The sequence below is a fragment of the Cedecea davisae genome, assembly GCF_044095835.1.
Lineage (GTDB): Bacteria > Pseudomonadota > Gammaproteobacteria > Enterobacterales > Enterobacteriaceae > Cedecea > Cedecea davisae.
In genome coordinates this window covers 1,474,038-1,492,818 of the sequence record NZ_CP172054.1, presented here as the reverse complement: position 1 = coordinate 1,492,818, position 18,781 = coordinate 1,474,038, and the positions used below count along the sequence as shown (strand labels likewise).

The 18,781-nt window shown below is 55.1% G+C and carries 16 protein-coding genes and 1 pseudogene; 3 read left to right on the top strand and 14 right to left on the bottom strand.

Annotated features, from left to right (window positions below; genetic code table 11):
- The first annotated feature begins 57 nt into the window (after window positions 1-57).
- Entirely contained in the window at window positions 58-822 is a 765-nt protein-coding gene (deoR, locus tag ACG1VR_RS07475) for a DNA-binding transcriptional repressor DeoR (protein ID WP_016537296.1), read from the top strand.
- Between the two features lie 3 nt (window positions 823-825).
- Here deoR and dacC read toward each other — a convergent pair whose 3' ends face one another.
- Window positions 826-2,016, bottom strand: a complete 1,191-nt coding sequence (dacC, locus tag ACG1VR_RS07470; protein WP_115586386.1) for a serine-type D-Ala-D-Ala carboxypeptidase — start codon at window positions 2,014-2,016, stop codon at window positions 826-828.
- A gap of 261 nt (window positions 2,017-2,277) precedes the next feature.
- Here dacC and ACG1VR_RS07465 point away from each other — a divergent pair, with 261 nt between their 5' ends.
- Window positions 2,278-2,904: a glutathione S-transferase family protein gene (locus ACG1VR_RS07465; RefSeq protein ID WP_395490582.1), complete on the top strand. Its 627-nt coding sequence runs from the start codon at window positions 2,278-2,280 to the stop codon at window positions 2,902-2,904.
- On the opposite strand, the pseudogene ACG1VR_RS07460 reads toward ACG1VR_RS07465, so the two are convergent.
- From ACG1VR_RS07460 to ACG1VR_RS07435, 6 genes and pseudogenes are all read right to left on the bottom strand, one after another.
- Window positions 2,896-3,000, bottom strand: a pseudogene (locus ACG1VR_RS07460) (PQQ-dependent sugar dehydrogenase); the annotation flags it as partial. The gene ACG1VR_RS07465 and the pseudogene ACG1VR_RS07460 overlap by 9 nt on opposite strands.
- 156 nt (window positions 3,001-3,156) lie before the next feature.
- Complete coding sequence (locus ACG1VR_RS07455; RefSeq protein WP_395490581.1) at window positions 3,157-3,372, bottom strand: hypothetical protein; 216 nt, start codon at window positions 3,370-3,372, stop codon at window positions 3,157-3,159.
- A gap of 182 nt (window positions 3,373-3,554) precedes the next feature.
- Complete coding sequence (gene licT, locus ACG1VR_RS07450) at window positions 3,555-4,379, bottom strand: BglG family transcription antiterminator LicT (RefSeq protein ID WP_395491068.1); 825 nt, start codon at window positions 4,377-4,379, stop codon at window positions 3,555-3,557.
- 72 nt (window positions 4,380-4,451) lie between these two features.
- On the bottom strand, window positions 4,452-5,870 hold the full coding sequence (locus ACG1VR_RS07445; protein WP_216376161.1) for a glycoside hydrolase family 1 protein: 1,419 nt from the start codon (window positions 5,868-5,870) through the stop codon (window positions 4,452-4,454).
- 18 nt (window positions 5,871-5,888) lie between these two features.
- Complete coding sequence (locus ACG1VR_RS07440; protein WP_395490580.1) at window positions 5,889-7,751, bottom strand: beta-glucoside-specific PTS transporter subunit IIABC; 1,863 nt, start codon at window positions 7,749-7,751, stop codon at window positions 5,889-5,891.
- Window positions 7,752-7,960: 209 nt separating this feature from the next.
- Entirely contained in the window at window positions 7,961-8,566 is a 606-nt protein-coding gene (locus ACG1VR_RS07435; RefSeq protein WP_395490579.1) for a hypothetical protein, read from the bottom strand.
- A 335-nt stretch (window positions 8,567-8,901) separates the two neighbouring features.
- On the opposite strand from ACG1VR_RS07435, the gene rimO reads away from it, so the two are divergent.
- Window positions 8,902-10,227: a 30S ribosomal protein S12 methylthiotransferase RimO gene (gene rimO / locus ACG1VR_RS07430; RefSeq protein WP_039898454.1), complete on the top strand. Its 1,326-nt coding sequence runs from the start codon at window positions 8,902-8,904 to the stop codon at window positions 10,225-10,227.
- Window positions 10,228-10,267: 40 nt separating this feature from the next.
- Here rimO and ACG1VR_RS07425 read toward each other — a convergent pair whose 3' ends face one another.
- The 7 genes from ACG1VR_RS07425 to ACG1VR_RS07395 form a co-directional block, all read right to left on the bottom strand.
- Window positions 10,268-11,008, bottom strand: coding sequence for a MipA/OmpV family protein (locus ACG1VR_RS07425; protein WP_016537307.1), 741 nt, complete (start codon window positions 11,006-11,008; stop codon window positions 10,268-10,270).
- Window positions 11,009-11,044: 36 nt separating this feature from the next.
- Window positions 11,045-11,956, bottom strand: coding sequence for a glutathione ABC transporter permease GsiD (gene gsiD, locus ACG1VR_RS07420; protein WP_172569456.1), 912 nt, complete (start codon window positions 11,954-11,956; stop codon window positions 11,045-11,047).
- A 2-nt stretch (window positions 11,957-11,958) separates the two neighbouring features.
- A complete protein-coding gene (gene gsiC / locus ACG1VR_RS07415) occupies window positions 11,959-12,879 on the bottom strand; it encodes a glutathione ABC transporter permease GsiC (protein WP_172569455.1) in 921 nt (306 codons plus the stop codon).
- Window positions 12,880-13,057: 178 nt separating this feature from the next.
- Complete coding sequence (locus ACG1VR_RS07410; RefSeq protein ID WP_395488908.1) at window positions 13,058-14,200, bottom strand: IS481 family transposase; 1,143 nt, start codon at window positions 14,198-14,200, stop codon at window positions 13,058-13,060.
- A gap of 169 nt (window positions 14,201-14,369) precedes the next feature.
- Entirely contained in the window at window positions 14,370-15,908 is a 1,539-nt protein-coding gene (gene gsiB, locus ACG1VR_RS07405; RefSeq protein WP_172569454.1) for a glutathione ABC transporter substrate-binding protein GsiB, read from the bottom strand.
- An 11-nt stretch (window positions 15,909-15,919) separates the two neighbouring features.
- Window positions 15,920-17,794: a glutathione ABC transporter ATP-binding protein GsiA gene (gene gsiA / locus ACG1VR_RS07400; RefSeq protein WP_016537311.1), complete on the bottom strand. Its 1,875-nt coding sequence runs from the start codon at window positions 17,792-17,794 to the stop codon at window positions 15,920-15,922.
- Window positions 17,794-18,747, bottom strand: coding sequence for an isoaspartyl peptidase/L-asparaginase (locus ACG1VR_RS07395; RefSeq protein ID WP_395490578.1), 954 nt, complete (start codon window positions 18,745-18,747; stop codon window positions 17,794-17,796). Before ACG1VR_RS07395 ends, gsiA begins: the two co-directional genes overlap by 1 nt.
- Between the last annotated feature and the right edge of the window lie 34 nt (window positions 18,748-18,781).

Below are 18,781 nucleotides of genomic sequence, written 5' to 3'. Positions count from 1 at the left end.
AAAATACGTTAACTAAAGCCCTGCCTTAGCGGGGCTTTTTAATGTTCAGAGGCCGCTATGGAAACCCGCCGTGACGAGCGCATTAACCGCCTGGTACAGGCGCTAAAGCGCAGCGATAAAATGCATCTTAAAGAAGCGGCGCAGCTGCTTGGCGTGTCGGAAATGACCATCCGCCGCGACCTGAACAGCGAGCCGGGCCAGGTCGTGCTGCTTGGCGGCTATGTGGTGCTTGAGCCAAGAAGCGCGGGTGCCAGCCATTACCTGTTAAGCGACCAGAAAACACGCCAGATTGATGAGAAACGCCACGCCGCGCAGCTTGCTGCCCGCCACGTTGTTGCTCACCAGACGGTGTTCTTCGACTGCGGCACCACCACGCCCTATATCATCGATGCGCTGGACGACGAGCTGGTCTTCACCGGCGTTTGTTACTCGCTGAACACTTTTCTGGCCTTGCAGGACAAACCCAACTGCCGGGTGATTTTAAGCGGCGGCGAGTTTCACGCCAGTAATGCGATTTTTAAGCCGATAAACTTTCAGGAATGCCTCGGCAATATCTGCCCGGATATCGCGTTTCTTTCCGCGGCAGGGGTTCACCTTCGCCACGGCGCGACCTGTTTTAATCTCGATGAATTACCGGTTAAACACTGGGCGCTGAGCATGGCTCAGCAGAGCATTCTGGTGGTGGATGATACCAAGTTTGGCAAGGTGCGCGCCGCCTGCATGGGACCGCTGACGGCGTTTGATACAATAATCAGCAATCAGCCTCCCGCCGCAGAGTTTGTGGACTACGCCGCGGCGGAAAGCATTACTCTCGAGTGGTAAGCCTTACGAGAACCAGCTGCCGAACCAGCTGTGGAATTTCATCAGCACAAAGTCCCACATGCGGCTGAAGAAGCCGCCCTCTTCTACCGGCTGCATCACCATCAGCGGGCGCTGCTCGATAGATTTGCCGTTCAGCTGGAAGTCGATAGTGCCGACAACCTGCCCCTGCTTCAGCGGAGCGGTAAGCTGCGGCTGATTCAGCGTAAAGCTGGCTTTCAGGTTTTTAAGCTGGCCGCGAGGAATAGTGACCGAGCCGCCCTCGCCCGCACCAAGATTCACTTCGCTCTTATCACCGAACCACACGCGCTGGGTCACAAAAGTGGCATCCGGCTTAATCGGGGTTACGGTTTCATAGAAGCGGAAGCCCCACGTCAGCAGCTTTTCGCTTTCGTTAAAGCGGATGCGGTCGGTTTTAGCCCCGAGCACCACGGAGATAAGGCGCATATCCCCGGAAGTTGCAGAAGCGACCAGGTTGTAGCCCGCCCCTTCGGTGGTGCCGGTTTTCATACCGTCCACGTTCAGGTTAGAGCTCCACAGCAGGCGGTTACGGTTCGGCTGCTTGATGTTGTTGAAGGTGAACTCTTTCTCTTTATGTACCGCATATTCGTCCGGCACATCATGAATCAGCGCCTGCCCCAGCAGCGCCATGTCGCGCGCGGTGCTGAACTGGCCAGGCGCATCGAGGCCGTGCACGGTTTTGAAGGTGGTATTGGTGAGCTTCAGCTTTTGCGCGTAGTTGTTCATCAAGCTGACGAACGAGTCCTGGCTACCCGCCACATAATCGGCAATGGCGATGCTGGCATCGTTGCCGGACTGAATAATCACGCCTTTGTTTAAATCCTCAACCGAGACTTTATCGCCCGGCTTCAGGAACATCAGCGACGAGCCGCGCAGCACCGGGTTGCCGGTAGCCCAGGCATCTTTACCGATGGTCACCATATCCGTAAGGTGAATTTTGCCGGCCTTGAGCGCCTGCCCCACCACGTAGCTGGTCATCAATTTGGTCAGGCTTGCCGGATCCAGCTGCGAGTCAGCATTCCCTTCGGCCAGCACTTTCCCGCTGGCGTAGTCCATCAAAATCCAGGCTTTGGCGTCTACCTGGGGAGCATCTGCGGTCTGCTCAGCGCTCAGCGCAGGAGCCGCCACCAACAGCAGGGTCGTTCCCGCCGCTAAAGCACGTAACGTTGCAGGCATTTGCAAGCTCTTCATAAAACCACCTGAGTATCCATTCTTAAAAATCACGGCGCGCGCCGCCACCCATATGTCAGGATGTGAGTAATAACGCACGAATCCACTTAAAGAAACATAGAGTTGGTAAAGTTTGTTAAGTTTATTCGATATCTGGCCGACTTGCCGCCGTTGCGCTTATTTTTTTAGCTTTGGTTGAGTTGTTGTGGTGTTTTCGTCATCAAGCTGCGCGATACTCAACCTCCACCAGCAAAAAAAGGAACCATCATGATTACCGTTTGGGGCAGAGATAATTCCACTAATGTTAAAAAAGTGTTGTGGTGTCTGGAAGAGCTGAACCTGCCGTACCGTTCTATTCCCGCCGGAGGGAAGTTTGGCCTGACGCACGATGCAGAATACCTGGCGATGAACCCGAACGGGCTGGTACCTTGCCTGCATGACGACGCGTACGGGCTGACGCTCTGGGAGTCGAATACCATCGTGCGCTATCTCGCCGCTGAATATGGCCGCGATAAATTATGGGTGAATGAACCCGCCCGAAGAGCGAAAGGGGAAAAATGGATGGACTGGTCGGCAACGGCCGTTTCCGGCCCTTACCGCGACGTCTTCTTCAATATGGTGCGCCTGCCGCCCGAGCAGCGCAGCCAGGAGCAAATTGAGCGCGGCATCATCGCCTGCAATAAGCTGTTCGCCATTGCGGATGCGGAACTCGCCAGACAACCGTGGCTCGGCGGCGATGCATTCGGCACCGGCGATATCGCCTTCGGCCCGCAGATTTACAGCCTGCTTAACCTCGACATTCCGTGGGACGCGGTGCCAAATCTACAGCGCTGGTATCAGCAGTTGACCCAGCGCCCGGCATTCCAGAAAGTCATTATGATCCCGCTAAGCTGACGGGCTCAGCTTTAACAGCTCGCCGTGAGTTTCGTCGGTCAGGACATACAGATAGCCGTCCGGGCCGACTCTTACATCGCGAATGCGCTGTTTTCTCCCTGCGCGATAAATAAATGGCCTTTGCCGTCAAACGCACGGCGACTAATCCCGAATAATTAAGAACAAGCTTCAAAAAATAGCACAGTCTCAAATGCTCCTGACTGCATAAAGGGTGAATTAACCATTGATTGAATAAGCAATCTATTTTTTCGATTATAGATACTTCCCTGTATTACTGAAGCACTTATTAAAAAGCATATCAATCTGCCTTTTATCTTCGGGCGTCTGTAACGGATATACTTTCGGTACATCAACGGCATTTGTAACTCTGTTAACTATACCCGCAACGCCGACAGGCCTACCTTTTGAATCATTATAGGCGCGCCCATCAGTAACAATATGCTGAGATGATAATTCATTAACTTTCATGCGAAAACCTCGAAATAAAAAGTAAAGTAATAATTTCCAGAACCTTTCAGCCTGAAGGGATATTTTTTCACAGAGTTTAAGCCATTATCTTTAGACGTGATATTTTCACGTTGAGGAATGAGTGAAATCTTAATGTTTCAATAACAACACCCGGCGATGCCCGATGCCGCCTTTTAGAAGGTTTAATCGCGCAGCCGGTTGATATGAATGGTTAAAAACATGATTTCATCGTGGCTCAGGCTGTAGTTATAGTTTTTGCTGAGATAAGCGTTAATTTTATGAGCGCATTGCCAGGCCTGCGTCATCGCCTCTTTAATGCCTTCGTACAGGCTTTGATCCTCATGGCTGACCGCCTGGTTATTCATCATTCGCAGGGTGAAAAACTTCAGGTGGGTAATAATGCGCTGGTAGTTCAAAGAACTCTCATCGTATTTAATTTTTAATTCATACTTAATAATCGAAAGAACATCTTTGATGATATTGGCGCTCTGCATCGTGCTTTGCATATCGTTCACTTTGGCATTAGCCAGGTGCAATGCAATAAATCCGGCCTCGTCTTCCGGCAGTTCCACCTCAAGCTTGCGGTTGATTAACGCGACGGCCTCGCACGCCAGCTCGAACTCTGGTGCGTAAAACTTTTTAATATCCCAAAGCAGCATATTCTTTATCGCCAGCCCTTTTTTATGGCGCTGCACGGCAAAGTTAATATGGTCGCTAAGAGCAAAAATAAGCGACTCCTGTACTTCAATAGCCAGACGCTGCTGCGCCAGCTGCAAAATGGCCTGAGTGATAAGCAAGTGTTCCAGCGGAATAGAGTTCACCAGCTCGCTGAGCACCTCGCTGATGCCGCCGCTTTTTTTAATAAACTGGCTCTCTATTTCCTGTGCCGCAAGCGAGTCGCCTTCGCGTTTACCAAACCCGATCCCACGGCCAACCGCCACAATCTCGCAGTGTTTGTCATCAACGGCAATTACCGCGTTATTGCTCAAAACTTTCAGGACTGTAATCACTGAAACCCCTATCCGTTACTGATTGACGGCGGCAGCACTCCGGCGCTGCCGCTCGTCGCTGGCTGGTTGTTATAACGCGTTATTTTTCATAACGTCAGCATACCAGCCAGCGCTTTTTTTCGGGATTCGACGCAGATCCTTCAGGTCAAATTCGTCGCGATTAACATAGATAAGACCGTAGCGTTTGGCGCAGCCCTGGTGGGTGGAAATCAGATCCAGCGCCGACCACGGCGTATAACCAAAGACCTCAACCCCATCGGTGATAGCCAGCTGCATCTGTTCAATGTGCAGGCGCAGGAAGTCGATACGGTAATCATCGTTAATCTCGCCATTCTCATCGAGTTTATCAAATGCGCCCAGCCCGTTTTCGGTTATCAACAGCGGCAGATGGTAGCGGTCCCAGATTTCACGCAGCGTATTACGGAAGCCCACCGGATCGATTTCCGTACCAAACTGCGTACGCGGTAGATGCGGGTTCGCCGCCCCACGGTGTACGCCATCTTCCCCCGACTTCAGCAGCTTATTGCCGCCGCGCACCACTTCATCGTTGCCGTCGCCGCGGCTGGCCTCAACCGCCTGCGTGGTGTAGTAGTTAAACGCGATAAAATCTGGGCGGCCGCTTTTTAGTACTTCGGCATCCCCAGGCAGCATCTCCGGGGTGTAGCCCTTCTCTTCCATATAGCGCCAGGCGAGAGTGTTGTACTCGCCTCTCGCCGCCACATCCAGATACAGCCAGTTGCGGATAGCGTTGTAGTTAAAGGCCGCCTGAATATCTTCCGGCTTGCTGCTGGCGGGGTAAATCACCGCAATATTGGGCGCGGGGCCAATTTTTGAATCAGGATATTTAGTATGCAGATCCCGCATCGCCATCGCCTGCGCCACCATCATATGGTGGTTTTGCTGGTACAGGTTTTTCTTTTTATCGGCCTGGGTCGAGAGTTTAGGATCAAGCGTTCCCAGCGCCTCGCCCTGAAGGATCATTAAGTTCTGCTCGTTGATCGTCAGCCAGTACTTCACCTTATCGCCAAATTCATCAAACAGAACGTTGGCGTAGCGGGCAAAAGCATCGACGCTCGCGCGGTTATGCCAGCCGCCTTTTTCCTGAAGCGCCTGAGGAAGATCGAAGTGATACATCGTTACAATCGGCACAATATTATGCGCCAGCAGTTCGTCTATCAGGTTGCGGTAAAAATCTACCCCGGCTTTGTTAACGTCCCCTTCTCCGTCCGGGATTATTCGTGTCCAGGCAATTGAGAAACGGTAGGTTTTAAACCCCAGTTCGGCAAACAGGGCGATATCTTCGCGGTAGCGGTGGTAATGGTCGCTGGCGACTTTGAAGTCGGTTGTTCCCTCGGGGTAGCTTTCACGGGCATCAATTACCGACGGCCCTTTACCGTCTTCGTTCCATGCGCCCTCAACCTGATAGGCCGAGGTTGAGGCTCCCCAGAGAAAGTTTTTTGGAAAGGGTTTGAGTTCCCGATATCTCATAGTTAACTCCTTAATGAATCATGATAAAGAGAGCAGCGTGTCGCCAACGCGAGCCTGCGGCTGGGTCTGTTTTTGCAGCTGTTGATAGCTGTCGGCATTGGCAATGATGACCGGCGTAATGGTGTCGTATCCCGCCTGCTCTATCGCTTCTCTGTCAAACTCGAGCAGCAGATCGCCGCGCTTAACCTGCTGGTTTTCTGCTACGTGGATTTGATAGTGCTCGCCGTTGAGCTGCACGGTATCGAGGCCAACGTGGATCAGGATTTCAGCCCCGTGTTGGGAGAGAATTTGCAGCGCGTGGCCTGAGTCAAAAGTGGCCGAAACCGTGCCGTCGACCGGGGAAAAAACTTTGTTTCCGTCAGGCCGGATGGCCAGGCCGTCGCCGACGACGCCGCTGGAAAAGACCTTGTCGTTAACCTGCTCCAGCGGAACGATAGTGCCGCTCATCGGTGCCACAATTTTTTCGGCACTCACGGCAGCAGTCTGGGTCGCCGCAGGCTTATTATCTGCCGTCGCCCCGGCGCTGCCTTCTTCGGGAATATCCTCGAAACCGACGATATAAGTGAGAACGGCAGCAAGCACAAAGGAGACACAAATCCCAAGGATCAGCCCGCCGAAACCTTCACCATAGAAAATCGGCAGCGTCAGCAGGCTGGGGATACCGGTAGAAATCGCCGCGCTGTTAGAATACCCAACGATGCCGCCCCCGACCGCCGCCGCAATAACGGCGCAAACGAACGGTTTTTTCAGCTTTAAGGTCACGCCATACACGGCGGGCTCGGTGATGCCAAACAGAGCCGTAATAAAGGTACTTCCTGCCAGGGCCTTCATTTTCTTATTTTTGGTTTTCAGCATAACCGCCAGCACCGCCCCGGCCTGGGCAAATACCGCCGGTACGGTGGCAGCCTTGAGGGTGCTGCGCCCGATAGTCGTGATGTCGTTGATGATCACCGGCGTAAACGCCCAGTGCATCCCAAAGATAACCAGAATCTGCCAAACCGCGGCAATCAGCGCGCCGGCCAGAATCGAGTTAAAACCGAAGATGGTGACGAAGAAGCTGGCCGCCAGTTCGCTGGTATAAATACCGATTGGCCCGATGGTTATCAGCGTCAACGGCACCATAATCACTAACAGCAAAAACGGAGTGACAATGCTGCGCACCGTTTCATGGATGAATTTGTTGAACAGTCGTTCCAGCTGGCACATCACCCAAATGGATAAAATAATCGGAATGACGGTTGAGGTGTATTTCATCAGCACTACCGGAATACCGGCAAAGCTAACGTCCGCTTTGGTATTGAAAAGCTCGATAATGGAGGGGTAAATCAGCGCCCCGGCTATCGACACCGCAACAAAAATATTGCCCTGGAATTTCCGCGCCGTGGTAATTGCCAGCATGATCGGCAGGAAGTAAAACAGGCTGTCCGCCGCCGCCGCCAAAATCACATAGGTGCTTTCGGTTTTGCTCATCCAGCCTTCTGCCAGGGCAATGCTCAAAAGCCCTTTCAGCACGCCGGATGCGGCCATCGCCCCCAGCAGCGGGGTAAAGATCGATGAGATAATGTCGATCATTTTGCTAAACACGTTGGTGTTATTGGACCGGCTGCCCTGCTGGCTAGCGTGAGAGTCATCCAGCAGGGATGAGATCTCTCCAATCTGGCGATATACCTCCGAAACCCGGTTGCCAATAACCACCTGAAACTGGCCAGAAGCCTTCATTGTGGCAATCACGCCTTCGAGCTGTTCGAGGCCAGCCACATCCACTTTATTGATATCACGCAGAGAAAAACGCAGTCGTGTAGCGCAGTGCACCACCGTCACGACGTTATCTTCTCCGCCAACAAGGCGCAAAACATTTTCAGCCAACCATTTGATATTCATATTATTTACCTTTCGCTTAGCGCGCTTTTGTTATCCATGGGCCAAAAAAAAACCTGACCAGCAGCATGTCGGCACAGGGCAACATGCTGCTGGTCAGGTTTCGCTCGGGCTTTACCCGATAACGTCCTTAATCAGGTTTCGTTATATAAAACTCCCTCGTGGCTAACAATCAACAGTTTGTGAATCTGTGACTGAGAGCAGAAAAATTGTTACCGGGAACAATGTGGAAACTCACTGCCGTCCAGCAATGACTCGCAGTGGCTGAAGTGAACCAGGCTAGATTCCTGCTGTACCGCCCAGACGCCTGCCTGGCCAAGCATAGCGAAGTGACGCCCGTTGTGAACCGGCACGATAACCTTATTGCAGTAGCGCCTGATGTTACTAATCAGGACCGGGAAAATGGGCCTGCTGATGTTCAAAGTGGCGTAATGCTTATTAAAGCGGACAACTTCACAACCCTGAGTGAATAAGGGGATCGCGCTGCTATTGAAGGCTCCCATCTCATCAATCCAGAATCCAGTCTCTGGCCGCTCGCGGGAGTGATTACTGAAAAATTTAATAAACGGCAGCCCCTGCGCCAGGGATTTTGCCTCGCTGCTGACAATGCAGAACAACCCGTTATCGATAAACCAGCCGGCTTTTCTATCCAGCCACCCGGCCTCCTCCTCAAAAATACGCCCGCCGATACTTTCGTCCTGCATAGCGTAATTTGTTAACACCCGACACCCGTTAACCTCAACACGGGTTTCCAGTTCAACGCCTAATAATTGCCCATCCGGAGAGGAGATTGGCAGCGCCCAATGCTGCATGTTCATTAATATTCCCTTATTATCGTAACCCACTGATAATTGATCGCTTTTACCAATCAATCAAATAAAATTGATCGTTATCGCAAAACCTACCAATTTTAGTGGTATATCCATCTGGTTGATTTAAGGAAAGATTAAAATCTACAATGAGATTAATCGCAGTCGATATCCAGCATTTTTCACCGCTCAATCAGCGCCCAGGACTGAGGGTTAAAGCAACACCTGTTGAACGCAGGGGTGCACGCTCAAAAAACGAACTGCAATTATCCAGTACAAATTCCGGCCCAACCTCTGTAGAATCGCTGCCTTAATATTTCTAATAATTGAACACTTTTTAAGCTATGAGCAATGTAACCCACCAGCCGCGTATCGGCTTTGTCTCCCTCGGCTGCCCGAAAAACCTCGTGGACTCCGAACGTATCCTGACCGAACTGCGTACCGAAGGCTACGACGTGGTGCCAAGCTATGACGACGCCGATATGGTTATCGTCAACACCTGCGGTTTTATCGACAGCGCCGTGCAGGAATCGCTGGAAGCGATTGGCGAAGCCCTGAACGAAAACGGAAAAGTGATCGTCACCGGCTGCCTGGGTGCAAAGGTAGATCAGATCCGTGAAGTGCATCCTAAAGTGCTGGAAATCACCGGCCCACACAGCTATGAGCAGGTTCTGGAGCACGTTCACCACTATGTGCCAAAACCTCAGCACAACCCGTTCCTGAGCCTGGTGCCGGAACAGGGCGTGAAGCTGACTCCGCGCCACTACGCATACCTGAAAATCTCCGAAGGCTGCAACCATCGCTGCACCTTCTGTATTATCCCGTCTATGCGTGGCGATCTGGATAGCCGTCCGATTGGCGACGTGCTGGCAGAAGCTAAGCGCCTGGTAGAAGCCGGCGTCAAAGAGCTGCTGGTTATCTCCCAGGATACCTCAGCCTACGGCGTGGACGTTAAGCACCGCACCGGTTTCTGGAACGGCGCGCCGGTCAAAACCAGTATGGTGAGCCTGTGCGAACAGCTGGCTAAGCTTGGCGTGTGGACGCGCCTGCATTATGTCTACCCTTACCCGCACGTTGACGACGTAATTCCGCTGATGGCCGAAGGCAAAATCCTGCCGTATCTGGACATCCCGTTACAGCACGCCAGCCCGCGTATTCTGAAGCTGATGAAGCGCCCGGGTTCTGCTGACCGCCAGTTGCAACGCATTAAGCAGTGGCGCGAAATCTGCCCGGATCTGACCCTGCGTTCGACCTTTATCGTCGGCTTCCCGGGTGAGACCGAAGAAGATTTCGAGATGCTGCTCGAGTTCCTGAAAGAAGCTCGCCTGGATCGCGTTGGCTGCTTCAAGTACAGCCCGGTTGACGGCGCAACGGCCAATGAGCTGCCGGACCAGGTACCGGAAGAAGTGAAGGAAGAGCGCTGGAATCGCTTTATGCAGCTCCAGCAGAAGATCTCCGCCGAACGCCTGCAGGAAAAAGTGGGTCGTGAAATTCTGGTGATGATCGACGAAGTTGATGAAGAAGGTGCGATTGGCCGCAGTATGGCAGACGCCCCGGAAATCGACGGCGCGGTTTACCTGAACGGTGAAACTAAGCTGAAGCCGGGCGACGTAGTACGCGTGAAAGTTGAAAACGCGGACGAATACGATCTCTGGGGTTCAGTCGTTTAATCCTTTCTGTCCTCCTCCACCCGGAGGAGGACAATTCTACTCAGAACGTATAGCTCATCCCCACTGTAAGCTCACGCAAATTATTCTTATTCACCATCGGGCTGTCGCTTATCGTATCCGGGTAAAAGCGCTGGGTAAGCTGCGCCCAGGTATTCCACTGCGGCGTCCAGGCATAGTTCATGGCAAGCCGGGCATAAGGCAGGAAGCTTGCCTGCGGCCGCCAGGTCGCTAACCCGGTCTTCGCCGATTCTTTATCAGAGATACCGTAGTAGTAGCGAGTATTCTGCGCGTTAGAGAAATCCACGCCCACTTCCGGCACCAGGGTAAACCCGCCCCACTGCGCCATCGCTATCCAGCCGGCGTTAGCAACCACGCCATTACTGACCCCCAGGGTATCCGCCGCCAGCGTGGCGCTCAATGCACCCAGCGGCGTGGTGTATAGCAGCTGCATGCCACCCATCATGGTGCTGTTACGATTATTCAGCCCACGCAGCGCAGGCGTTTGTCCCATTGAGGCGCGGTATTGTGTGTCGTAGTAATAGACTTTGGCGCGCAGCAGGAGCGTGTCGGTATTGATGAAGTTGTAGCCAGCCTCGGTGCCGTCGATATACCAGGTTTTTCCGTCGTAGCCGATATAGGGCAGCGCCCAGCGTTCCTGATGGCGGGTCTGGTAGGGTAACTGATACAGGCCGCCCTGCACCCCGGCGGACCAGTTAGCGGCAGGGCTGGAGGTGGCAACAAGGAGCGGGCTTAACAGCAGAGCCCCGGTAATTTTTCGCATTTGTTCACTCCGGGGCGACGGCTTTACGGCGTATCGCTACCCTTTAATCTTCGGATCCAACGCATCCCGCAGTCCGTCCCCCAGCAGGTTGAACGCCAGCACGGTAAGAAAAATGGCAAGACTCGGGAAAATAGCAACGTGCGGGGCAATAACCATATCCGCCCTCGCCTCGTTCAGCATCGCGCCCCATTCAGGGGTTGGCGGCTGAGCACCAAGCCCGAGAAACGACAGGCTGGCGGCGGAGATAATAGAAGTTCCGATGCGCATCGTAAAGTAAACCACGATAGATGAGACGGTCCCCGGCAGGATATGCCGGAAGATAATAATCGCATCCGGAGCGCCAATACTACGAGCAGACTCGATAAAAGTTTGCTGTTTAAGCACCAGTGTATTGCCGCGCACCAGGCGAGCGAACGCAGGAATACTGAAAATGGCGACGGCAATGATGACATTGGTCATGCCGCTGCCCATTATCGCCACCACGGCAATAGCCAACAGAATACCGGGGAAGGCAAACAGAACGTCGCAAATGCGCATCACAATGCGGTCCCACCAGCCTTCGTAATACCCCGCCAGCAGGCCGAAGAAGGTGCCTATCAACGCGCCAATCAGCACCGAAAAGACCCCGGCGGCCAGGGAAATTTGCGCCCCCACCAGCACGCGGCTAAAGATGTCGCGCCCGAGAGAGTCAACGCCAAACCAGTGCAACATCGAAGGCCCTTCGTTCAGCCGGTCATAGTCGAAATAGTTTTCAGCATCAAAAGGCGCAATCCAGGGGGCAATCAAAGCAACCACAATCAGCAGCAGCACAAACAATCCGGCGGTCATGGCCACCGGCTGCTGGCGGAAGCGGCGTAAGAACTCGCTCCACGGAGTGCGAATTTGGCCGCTGCGAACGGTGGGCATCGCGTTTACTATGGCCTGGCGTCGCCAGTTTAAAAGTCGCATCCTTATTTGTACCTGATGGCCGGGTTAATGGCGGCGTAAAGCAGGTCCACCACTAAGTTGATAACAATAAACTCCAGCGAAAACAGCAGCACTTCCGCCTGAATCACCGGGTAGTCGCGCATCTCTACCGAATCCACCAGCAGGCGCCCTAACCCCGGCCAGTTAAACACTTTCTCGACCACAATCGAGCCGCCAAGCAGGAAACCAAACTGTAGTCCCATCATGGTGATAACCGGGATCATCGCATTACGCAGGCCGTGCTTAACCACGATAAGCGTCTCGCTCACGCCTTTAGCGCGCGCGGTGCGCATATAGTCCTCATGCAGCACATCGACAAACGAGGCGCGGGTAAAACGAGCCATCACCGCCGCGACGGCAGCACCAAGGGTTATCGACGGCAGAATATAGTGTTGCCAGCTGTCGGCGCCTACCGTCGGCAACCAGCCCAGTTCGACCGAGAAAACCTGCATCAAGAGCATGCCAAGCGCAAAAGCCGGGAACGAGATCCCGGAAACGGCAAGCGTCATACTCAGGCGGTCCGGCCAGCGGTTGCGCCAGACGGCGGCCACAATGCCGGTCACCAGGCCAAACAGCGTCGCCCAGGCCATGCTGGTTATCGTCAGCCATAGCGTTGGCATAAAGCGGCTGGCAATCTCTTCAGAAACCGGGCGGCGAGAAACCAGCGAGGTACCAAAGTCGCCCTGCACAACGTGGGTGATGTAGTGCAGGAACTGCCGCCACAGCGGCTGATCCAGCCCCAGCTGTTTACGCACCAGTTCGATGACGGTGGCGTCGGCTTCCGGCCCGGCAATCAGCCTCGCCGGGTCGCCCGGCAGGAGGTGCACAAACAGGAATACCAGCACCGCCACAATAAGCAGCGTTGGGATCAGGCCGAAGAGGCGTTTGAGGAAATAGTTAAACATCGAGACCCCTCACCCTAACCCTCTCCCCAGAGGGGAGAGGGGACGAAAGGCAGAGTATGGAATCCTTCTCCCATAAACGGCGAGGGGACGAAAGGCAGAGCATGGCCCCCCTCTCCCTTAAAGGGTGTACGTTCCGGGGACATAGTAGACAGATGTTCGGGGACATAGTGAACACCTTTTAACATCTTTTACCCATGATGATCGACCGGTTCTTCAGGTCGATCATTCCCACTTTCGTGCTGTACCACCACACCTCATAACAACCGTCCTCACCGCTTTCCTTCAGCCCCACTCGCTCTCCCCTGAACGCTTTGCCCGCTTTCAGGCTGATACCTCTGATGCTCAGGCTTCCACTGATATCCACTTTTCTTACCGCCACGCCGTCATCGTACTCCGGCCCGGGAGCATCGCTTCTGTACTGTCTGGCCGAAGGCTGATAGCGCGAACCCGGGACCGCCATATTCAGTCCCTCATGCGGGCGTTCAAAGTTATAGACCTCCCGCCAGTGGTCAAATACCCGCTGGAGCTGGTCGCTGTCCGTGAACCATTTCCCCTGCAGAACCTCCGCCTTCAGACTGCGGTGAAAACGCTCGAGCTTGCCCTGCGTCTGGGGATGATAAGGCCGCGAGTGCCCCACCCGGATACCCTGACGCATCAGCCACAGCTCCAGCGCGGTCCAGGTCCCGGTGGTGTCTCCCCAGGGCGCCCCGTTATCCATGGTCATCCTCTCCGGCAGGCCATAGCGCTCAAACACCTTTGTCAGATGTGACTGCACGGTCTCACGCCGCTCGTTGTCGCAGTGCGTCAGGCAGAGTGAAAACCGGGAGTGGTCGTCCAGCAGCGTGAGGGGATGGCTGCGCCCACCGGCGAAGGGAAAGTGTCCCTTAAAATCCATCTGCCAGAGGGCGTTCGGCCTGCCGTGTTCGAAGCGACCGGCAGAGGGGATACCCGGCGGTACACCGGGTAGCAGGCCGTGACGGTGCATCAGGTTGTGCACGGTACTGACGGCAGGAAGGTGGTGCCCCTGCGCTTCCAGCCAGGCCTTAATCTTGCGGGCTCCCCAGCGGGGATGGGCCAGGTGTGCCTGCTGTAACAGGTCAGCCACCTGAGCGGCGGTGGCGTTGGGAGAATGATGGGGAGCCCGTGAGCGGTCAGCGAGGCCGGGAAGTCCGGCCTCGAGAAAGCGGCAAAGCCACTTATATCCGGTGGCGGGCGCGATGCCGAAGTGGCGACAGAGCGCCCGGATGTTAGCCCCGTCCTGCGAGGCAAAGTGAACAAACTCGTGACGTAATGACATGGTATCTCTCGCATCCCAGGGCATAAGCGACTCCGGAAGAGGGTTCTTATGCCGTAGTTGTAAGTGTCTACCATGTCCCCGAACAAGTGTTCACCATGTCTCCGGTATGTACAAAGGGAGAGGGAGCAGAGACCGACCTCGTTTTCCCCCTCTCCCTTTAAGGGAGAGGGATGGGGTGAGGGTAAAAGCCACTCTACTTCAGGTCCGCATTATCAAAGCTGAATCCGGTATCCGGCATCACATAGAACCCGGTGAGGTTTTTGCTGTGGGCGGAAACCAATTTTTCTACCACCAGCGGCACCCACGGAGACTCTTTCCAGATGGTGTCCTGGGCGTCTTTATACAGCTTCGCTTTCTCCTGTGGATTGGTGGTTTGCAGCGCCCCGGTCAGGTCTTTGTCTACCTGAGGGTTGCTGTAGAAAGCGGTGTTGAACAGCGTTGGCGGCCAGTTCTGGGAGGCAAACAGCGGAGACAATGCCCAGTCAGCTTCACCGGTAGAGGCGGACCAGCCGGTGTAGAACATTCTTACGCCGCTCTCTTTCTGCCCTTTAGCTTCCACTTCAGCCGCGCGCTGCCCGGCGTCCATCGCCGTCACTTTAACTTTGATCCCCACCTGCGCCAGCTGCTGCTGGGTAAATTGCAGCACTTTCTGCGCGGTGCTGTGATTATGGGAAGACCAGAGCGTTGTTTCAAATCCGTTCGGGAAACCGGCTTCTTTCAGCAACGCTTTTGCTTTGGCTGGATCGTAAGGCCAGGGTTTGAATTTTTCCGCGTAGGCGATAGACGGTGGCACCACGCCTTCGGCCGGCGTTGCAAAACCGGAGAAGGCCACTTTCACCAGCGCCTGGCGGTTAATGGCGTAGTTAATAGCTTCGCGCACTTTCGGGTTATCGAACGGCTTCTGGGTGACGTTCATGCTGATGTAGCGCTGCATGATGGAGGGAGAAGCCACCAGCTCCAGCTTGCTGTTTTTCTCCAGCACGCCTGCCTGCTCGTAAGGAATTGGGAAGGCGAACTGCGCCTCACCGGTTTGCAACATCGCCGCACGGGTGTTGTTGTCCACCACCGGGCGCCAGGTAATGCTGTCGAGCTTAGGCAGGCCCTGCTGCCAGTAGCCGCCGAATTTCTTCACCTTCACGAAGTCGGTCTGGTTCCAGGTATCAAGCTGATACGGGCCGGTACCAACCGGGTGGAAGCCAATCTCTTTGCCGTATTTTTGCAATGCGGTCGGGGAAATCATCGCCGTTGCAGGGTGGGCAAGAATGTTGATAAACGCCGAGAACGGCTCCTTCAGGGTGATTTTTACCGTGGTCGGGTCAACCGCTTCGGTCTTCGCGATGGCTTTATACAGGTTATAGCGTTTGAGGTGATTGTCAGGGTTGCTGGCGCGGTCGAGGTTGGCTTTTACCGCTTCGGCGTTAAAGTCGGTACCGTCCTGGAACTTCACCCCGGAGCGCAGCTTGATGGTGTACACCAGGCCGTCATCAGAAACTTTATAGCTTTCCGCCAGCACGTTTTGCAGCTTCATATCTTTATCAAGCCCGAACAGCCCCTGATAGAAAGACTTGGCCACCGCCTGCGACAGCGTGTCGTTGGCGTCATACGGGTCGAGCGTGGTGAAGTTGGAAGCAACCGCTACGACGACATCTTTAGCAGCGAAGGCGGGCGCGGCTATAACGGTGGAGGCAAGCCCCGCCGCCAGCAGCCATTTTTGCGTTGTGTTAGCTGTCATTATTGTTTTCCTTATAGTCGATTTTCACTGCTGCCGATGGCGTGACGGGCGACAAAATGCCCCGGCCCCACGGCAACCAGCGGTGCTACATGCGGTTCATCCCCCAGGCTGCGCGTGGCGCTGGGGATCTCGTCAGAGACTAAAACAGGCTTACGTCCCTTGCGGGATGGGTCTGCAACCGGCACCGCCGCCATAAGCTTGCGGGTATACGGATGCTGGGGGTTTTCAAACACCGCGCGGCGCGGGCCAATCTCGACAATCTGGCCGAGGTACATGACCGCCACGCGGTGGCTGATGCGTTCCACAACGGCCATGTCGTGGGAGATAAATAGAAAAGCGATGCCGAACTCGCGCTGTAAGTCGAGCAGCAGGTTCACTATTTGCGCGCGGATAGAGACATCCAGCGCCGAAACGGATTCATCGGCAATCACTACTTTCGGGTTCAGCGCCAGCGCGCGGGCAATGCAGACCCTCTGCCGCTGGCCGCCGGAAAACTCATGCGGATAGCGCCAGGCGTGTTCGGGCTGCAATCCTACGCGCTCAAGCAGCCAGGCTACGCGCTGCTGGGCTTCTTCCTTCGGCATTGCGTTATGCACCAGCAGCGGCTCCATAATCGAATAGCCGACGGTCTGGCGCGGATCCAGCGAAGCATAAGGATCCTGGAAAATAAACTGAATATCTTTGCGAACGTGCTGTAACTCGCCGTTGGGCAGGTTATCAATGCGCTGGCCGTTAAAGGTAATAGTCCCGCCCTGAGTTTCCACCAGCCGCAGCAGCGAACGCCCGGTTGTCGATTTCCCGCAGCCGGACTCGCCCACCAGCGCCAGCGTTTCACCGGGCAGCAGGTCGAAACTCACTTTTTCTACGGCATGAACCTGGCGCGTAACGCGGTTAAAAATACCGCTGCGCAGCGGGAAGCGGGTGACCAGGTCCCGCACTTCAAGCACCGGCTTCGCGCCGGGCGGGATGGTGTCCTGCTCGATTTCCGGTTCCTGCTGGTTCGGCTCGCCCGCTACCACCAGCGGGAATTTTCGCGGTAAATCACTGCCGTTCATCGCGCCTAAACGCGGAACGGCGGCCAGCAGCGCCCGGGTATAAGCGTGCTGCGGGTGATTGAATATTTGATCCACGGGGCCGGTTTCTACCGCCTCGCCGCGGTACATCACCAGCACCCGGTCGGCAATATCTGCAACCACGCCCATATCGTGAGTGATAAAAATCACCCCCATTTGCATTTCGTCTTGCAATACGCGGATCAATTGCAGGATCTGCGCCTGAATGGTGACGTCCAGCGCGGTAGTGGGCTCATCTGCAATCAATACCGCTGGGCGACATGAAAGCGCCATCGCAATCATGACCCGCTGGCGCATACCGCCGGAAAGCTGATGAGGATAGCGGCTGAGGATCGACTGCGCCTCCGGGATCCTTACGCGCTCAAGCATGCGTTTCGCCTCCGCCAGTGCGGCCCGTCCATCAAGTTTTTGATGCAGACGAATAGACTCTGCTATCTGCTCGCCCACGGTAAACACCGGGTTTAACGAGGTCATCGGCTCCTGGAAAATCATCGCCACATCCGCACCGCGCACGCGGCGCATCTGCGAATTGCTGAGTTCCGGCAGGCTGAGTACTTCTTTATTTCGGCGGCGCAGCAGCAGCTTTTCGCAGTTAACCTCACCGCCACCCTGCTCCAGCAGGCGCATTAACGCCATTGCGGTGACCGACTTACCGGAACCGGACTCGCCGACAATGGCCAGCGTTTCACCGCGGTTCAGGGTAAGCGAGAGGTGGCGCACCGCGTCGGTGACCTGCTGCTGCTGACGAAAGCGAATATTCAGGTCGCTGACAGCCAGTACCTGCTCGTCCGGTAGTTCATGGCCTTGCGACATTAACTCTCCTGGTCACGATAGATTCCTACGTTCGGGGCATCATTCACGAAGCCAAAGCCGCGATACATTCCTTCGCTGTTAAAAGGCAGCGCCACGTTGCCCTGATTATCAATCGCTATCATGCCGCCGCTGCCGCCGAGTGCGGGCAGTTTTTCCAGCACCACGCGGTCTACAGCCTGCTGAAGGCTCAGGCCAGCGTATTCCACCAGGGCGGCGATATCGTAAGCCGCCAGCGTGCGCATAAAGACTTCACCCGTGCCGGTGCATGAAACGGCGACGTTGGCGTTATTGGCATAGCAGCCCGCGCCAACTATCGGCGAGTCGCCCACGCGGCCCGGCAGTTTGTTAGTCATCCCGCCGGTTGAGGTTGCCGCCGCAAGATTGCCGAACTTATCCAGCGCTACTGCGCCAACGGTGCCAAATTTTTTATCAGCGTCTATCGGCTCGGCACCGTCGTGATCCAGCACGGTTTGCTGACTTTCACGGGCGCGGAGCAGCTGCTGATAGCGCTCTTCGGTTGAAAAGATATCCGCCGCTACCGGCTCAAGCCCCTGCCCGGCGGCAAAATGCTCTGCCCCCACGCCAATCAACAGGACGTGTGGACTGTTCTCCAGCACCTTCCTGGCGGCCAGAATAGGGTTGCGGATATGGCTGACGCCCGCTACCGCTCCGGCCTCAAGCGTGTTGCCGTCCATTATGCAGGCATCCAGCTCGTGCTTGCCCTCGCTGGTATAAACCGCGCCAATACCGGCGTTAAACAGCGGGCACTCTTCGAGCAGGCGCACCGCTTCGGTAACGGCGTCAAGAGCACTTCCCCCTTGTTCAAGGATCTGCTGCCCGGCAACAACAATGTCTGATAGCGCAGCGATAAACTGCAGCTCTTTTTCCTGCGTCAGTCGGGCGCGGGTTATAGCCCCGGCCCCACCGTGAATAGCGATAACGGCTTTAGTCATTCGGCATTGCCTGCAAAGAGTGGTATCCGGCAGC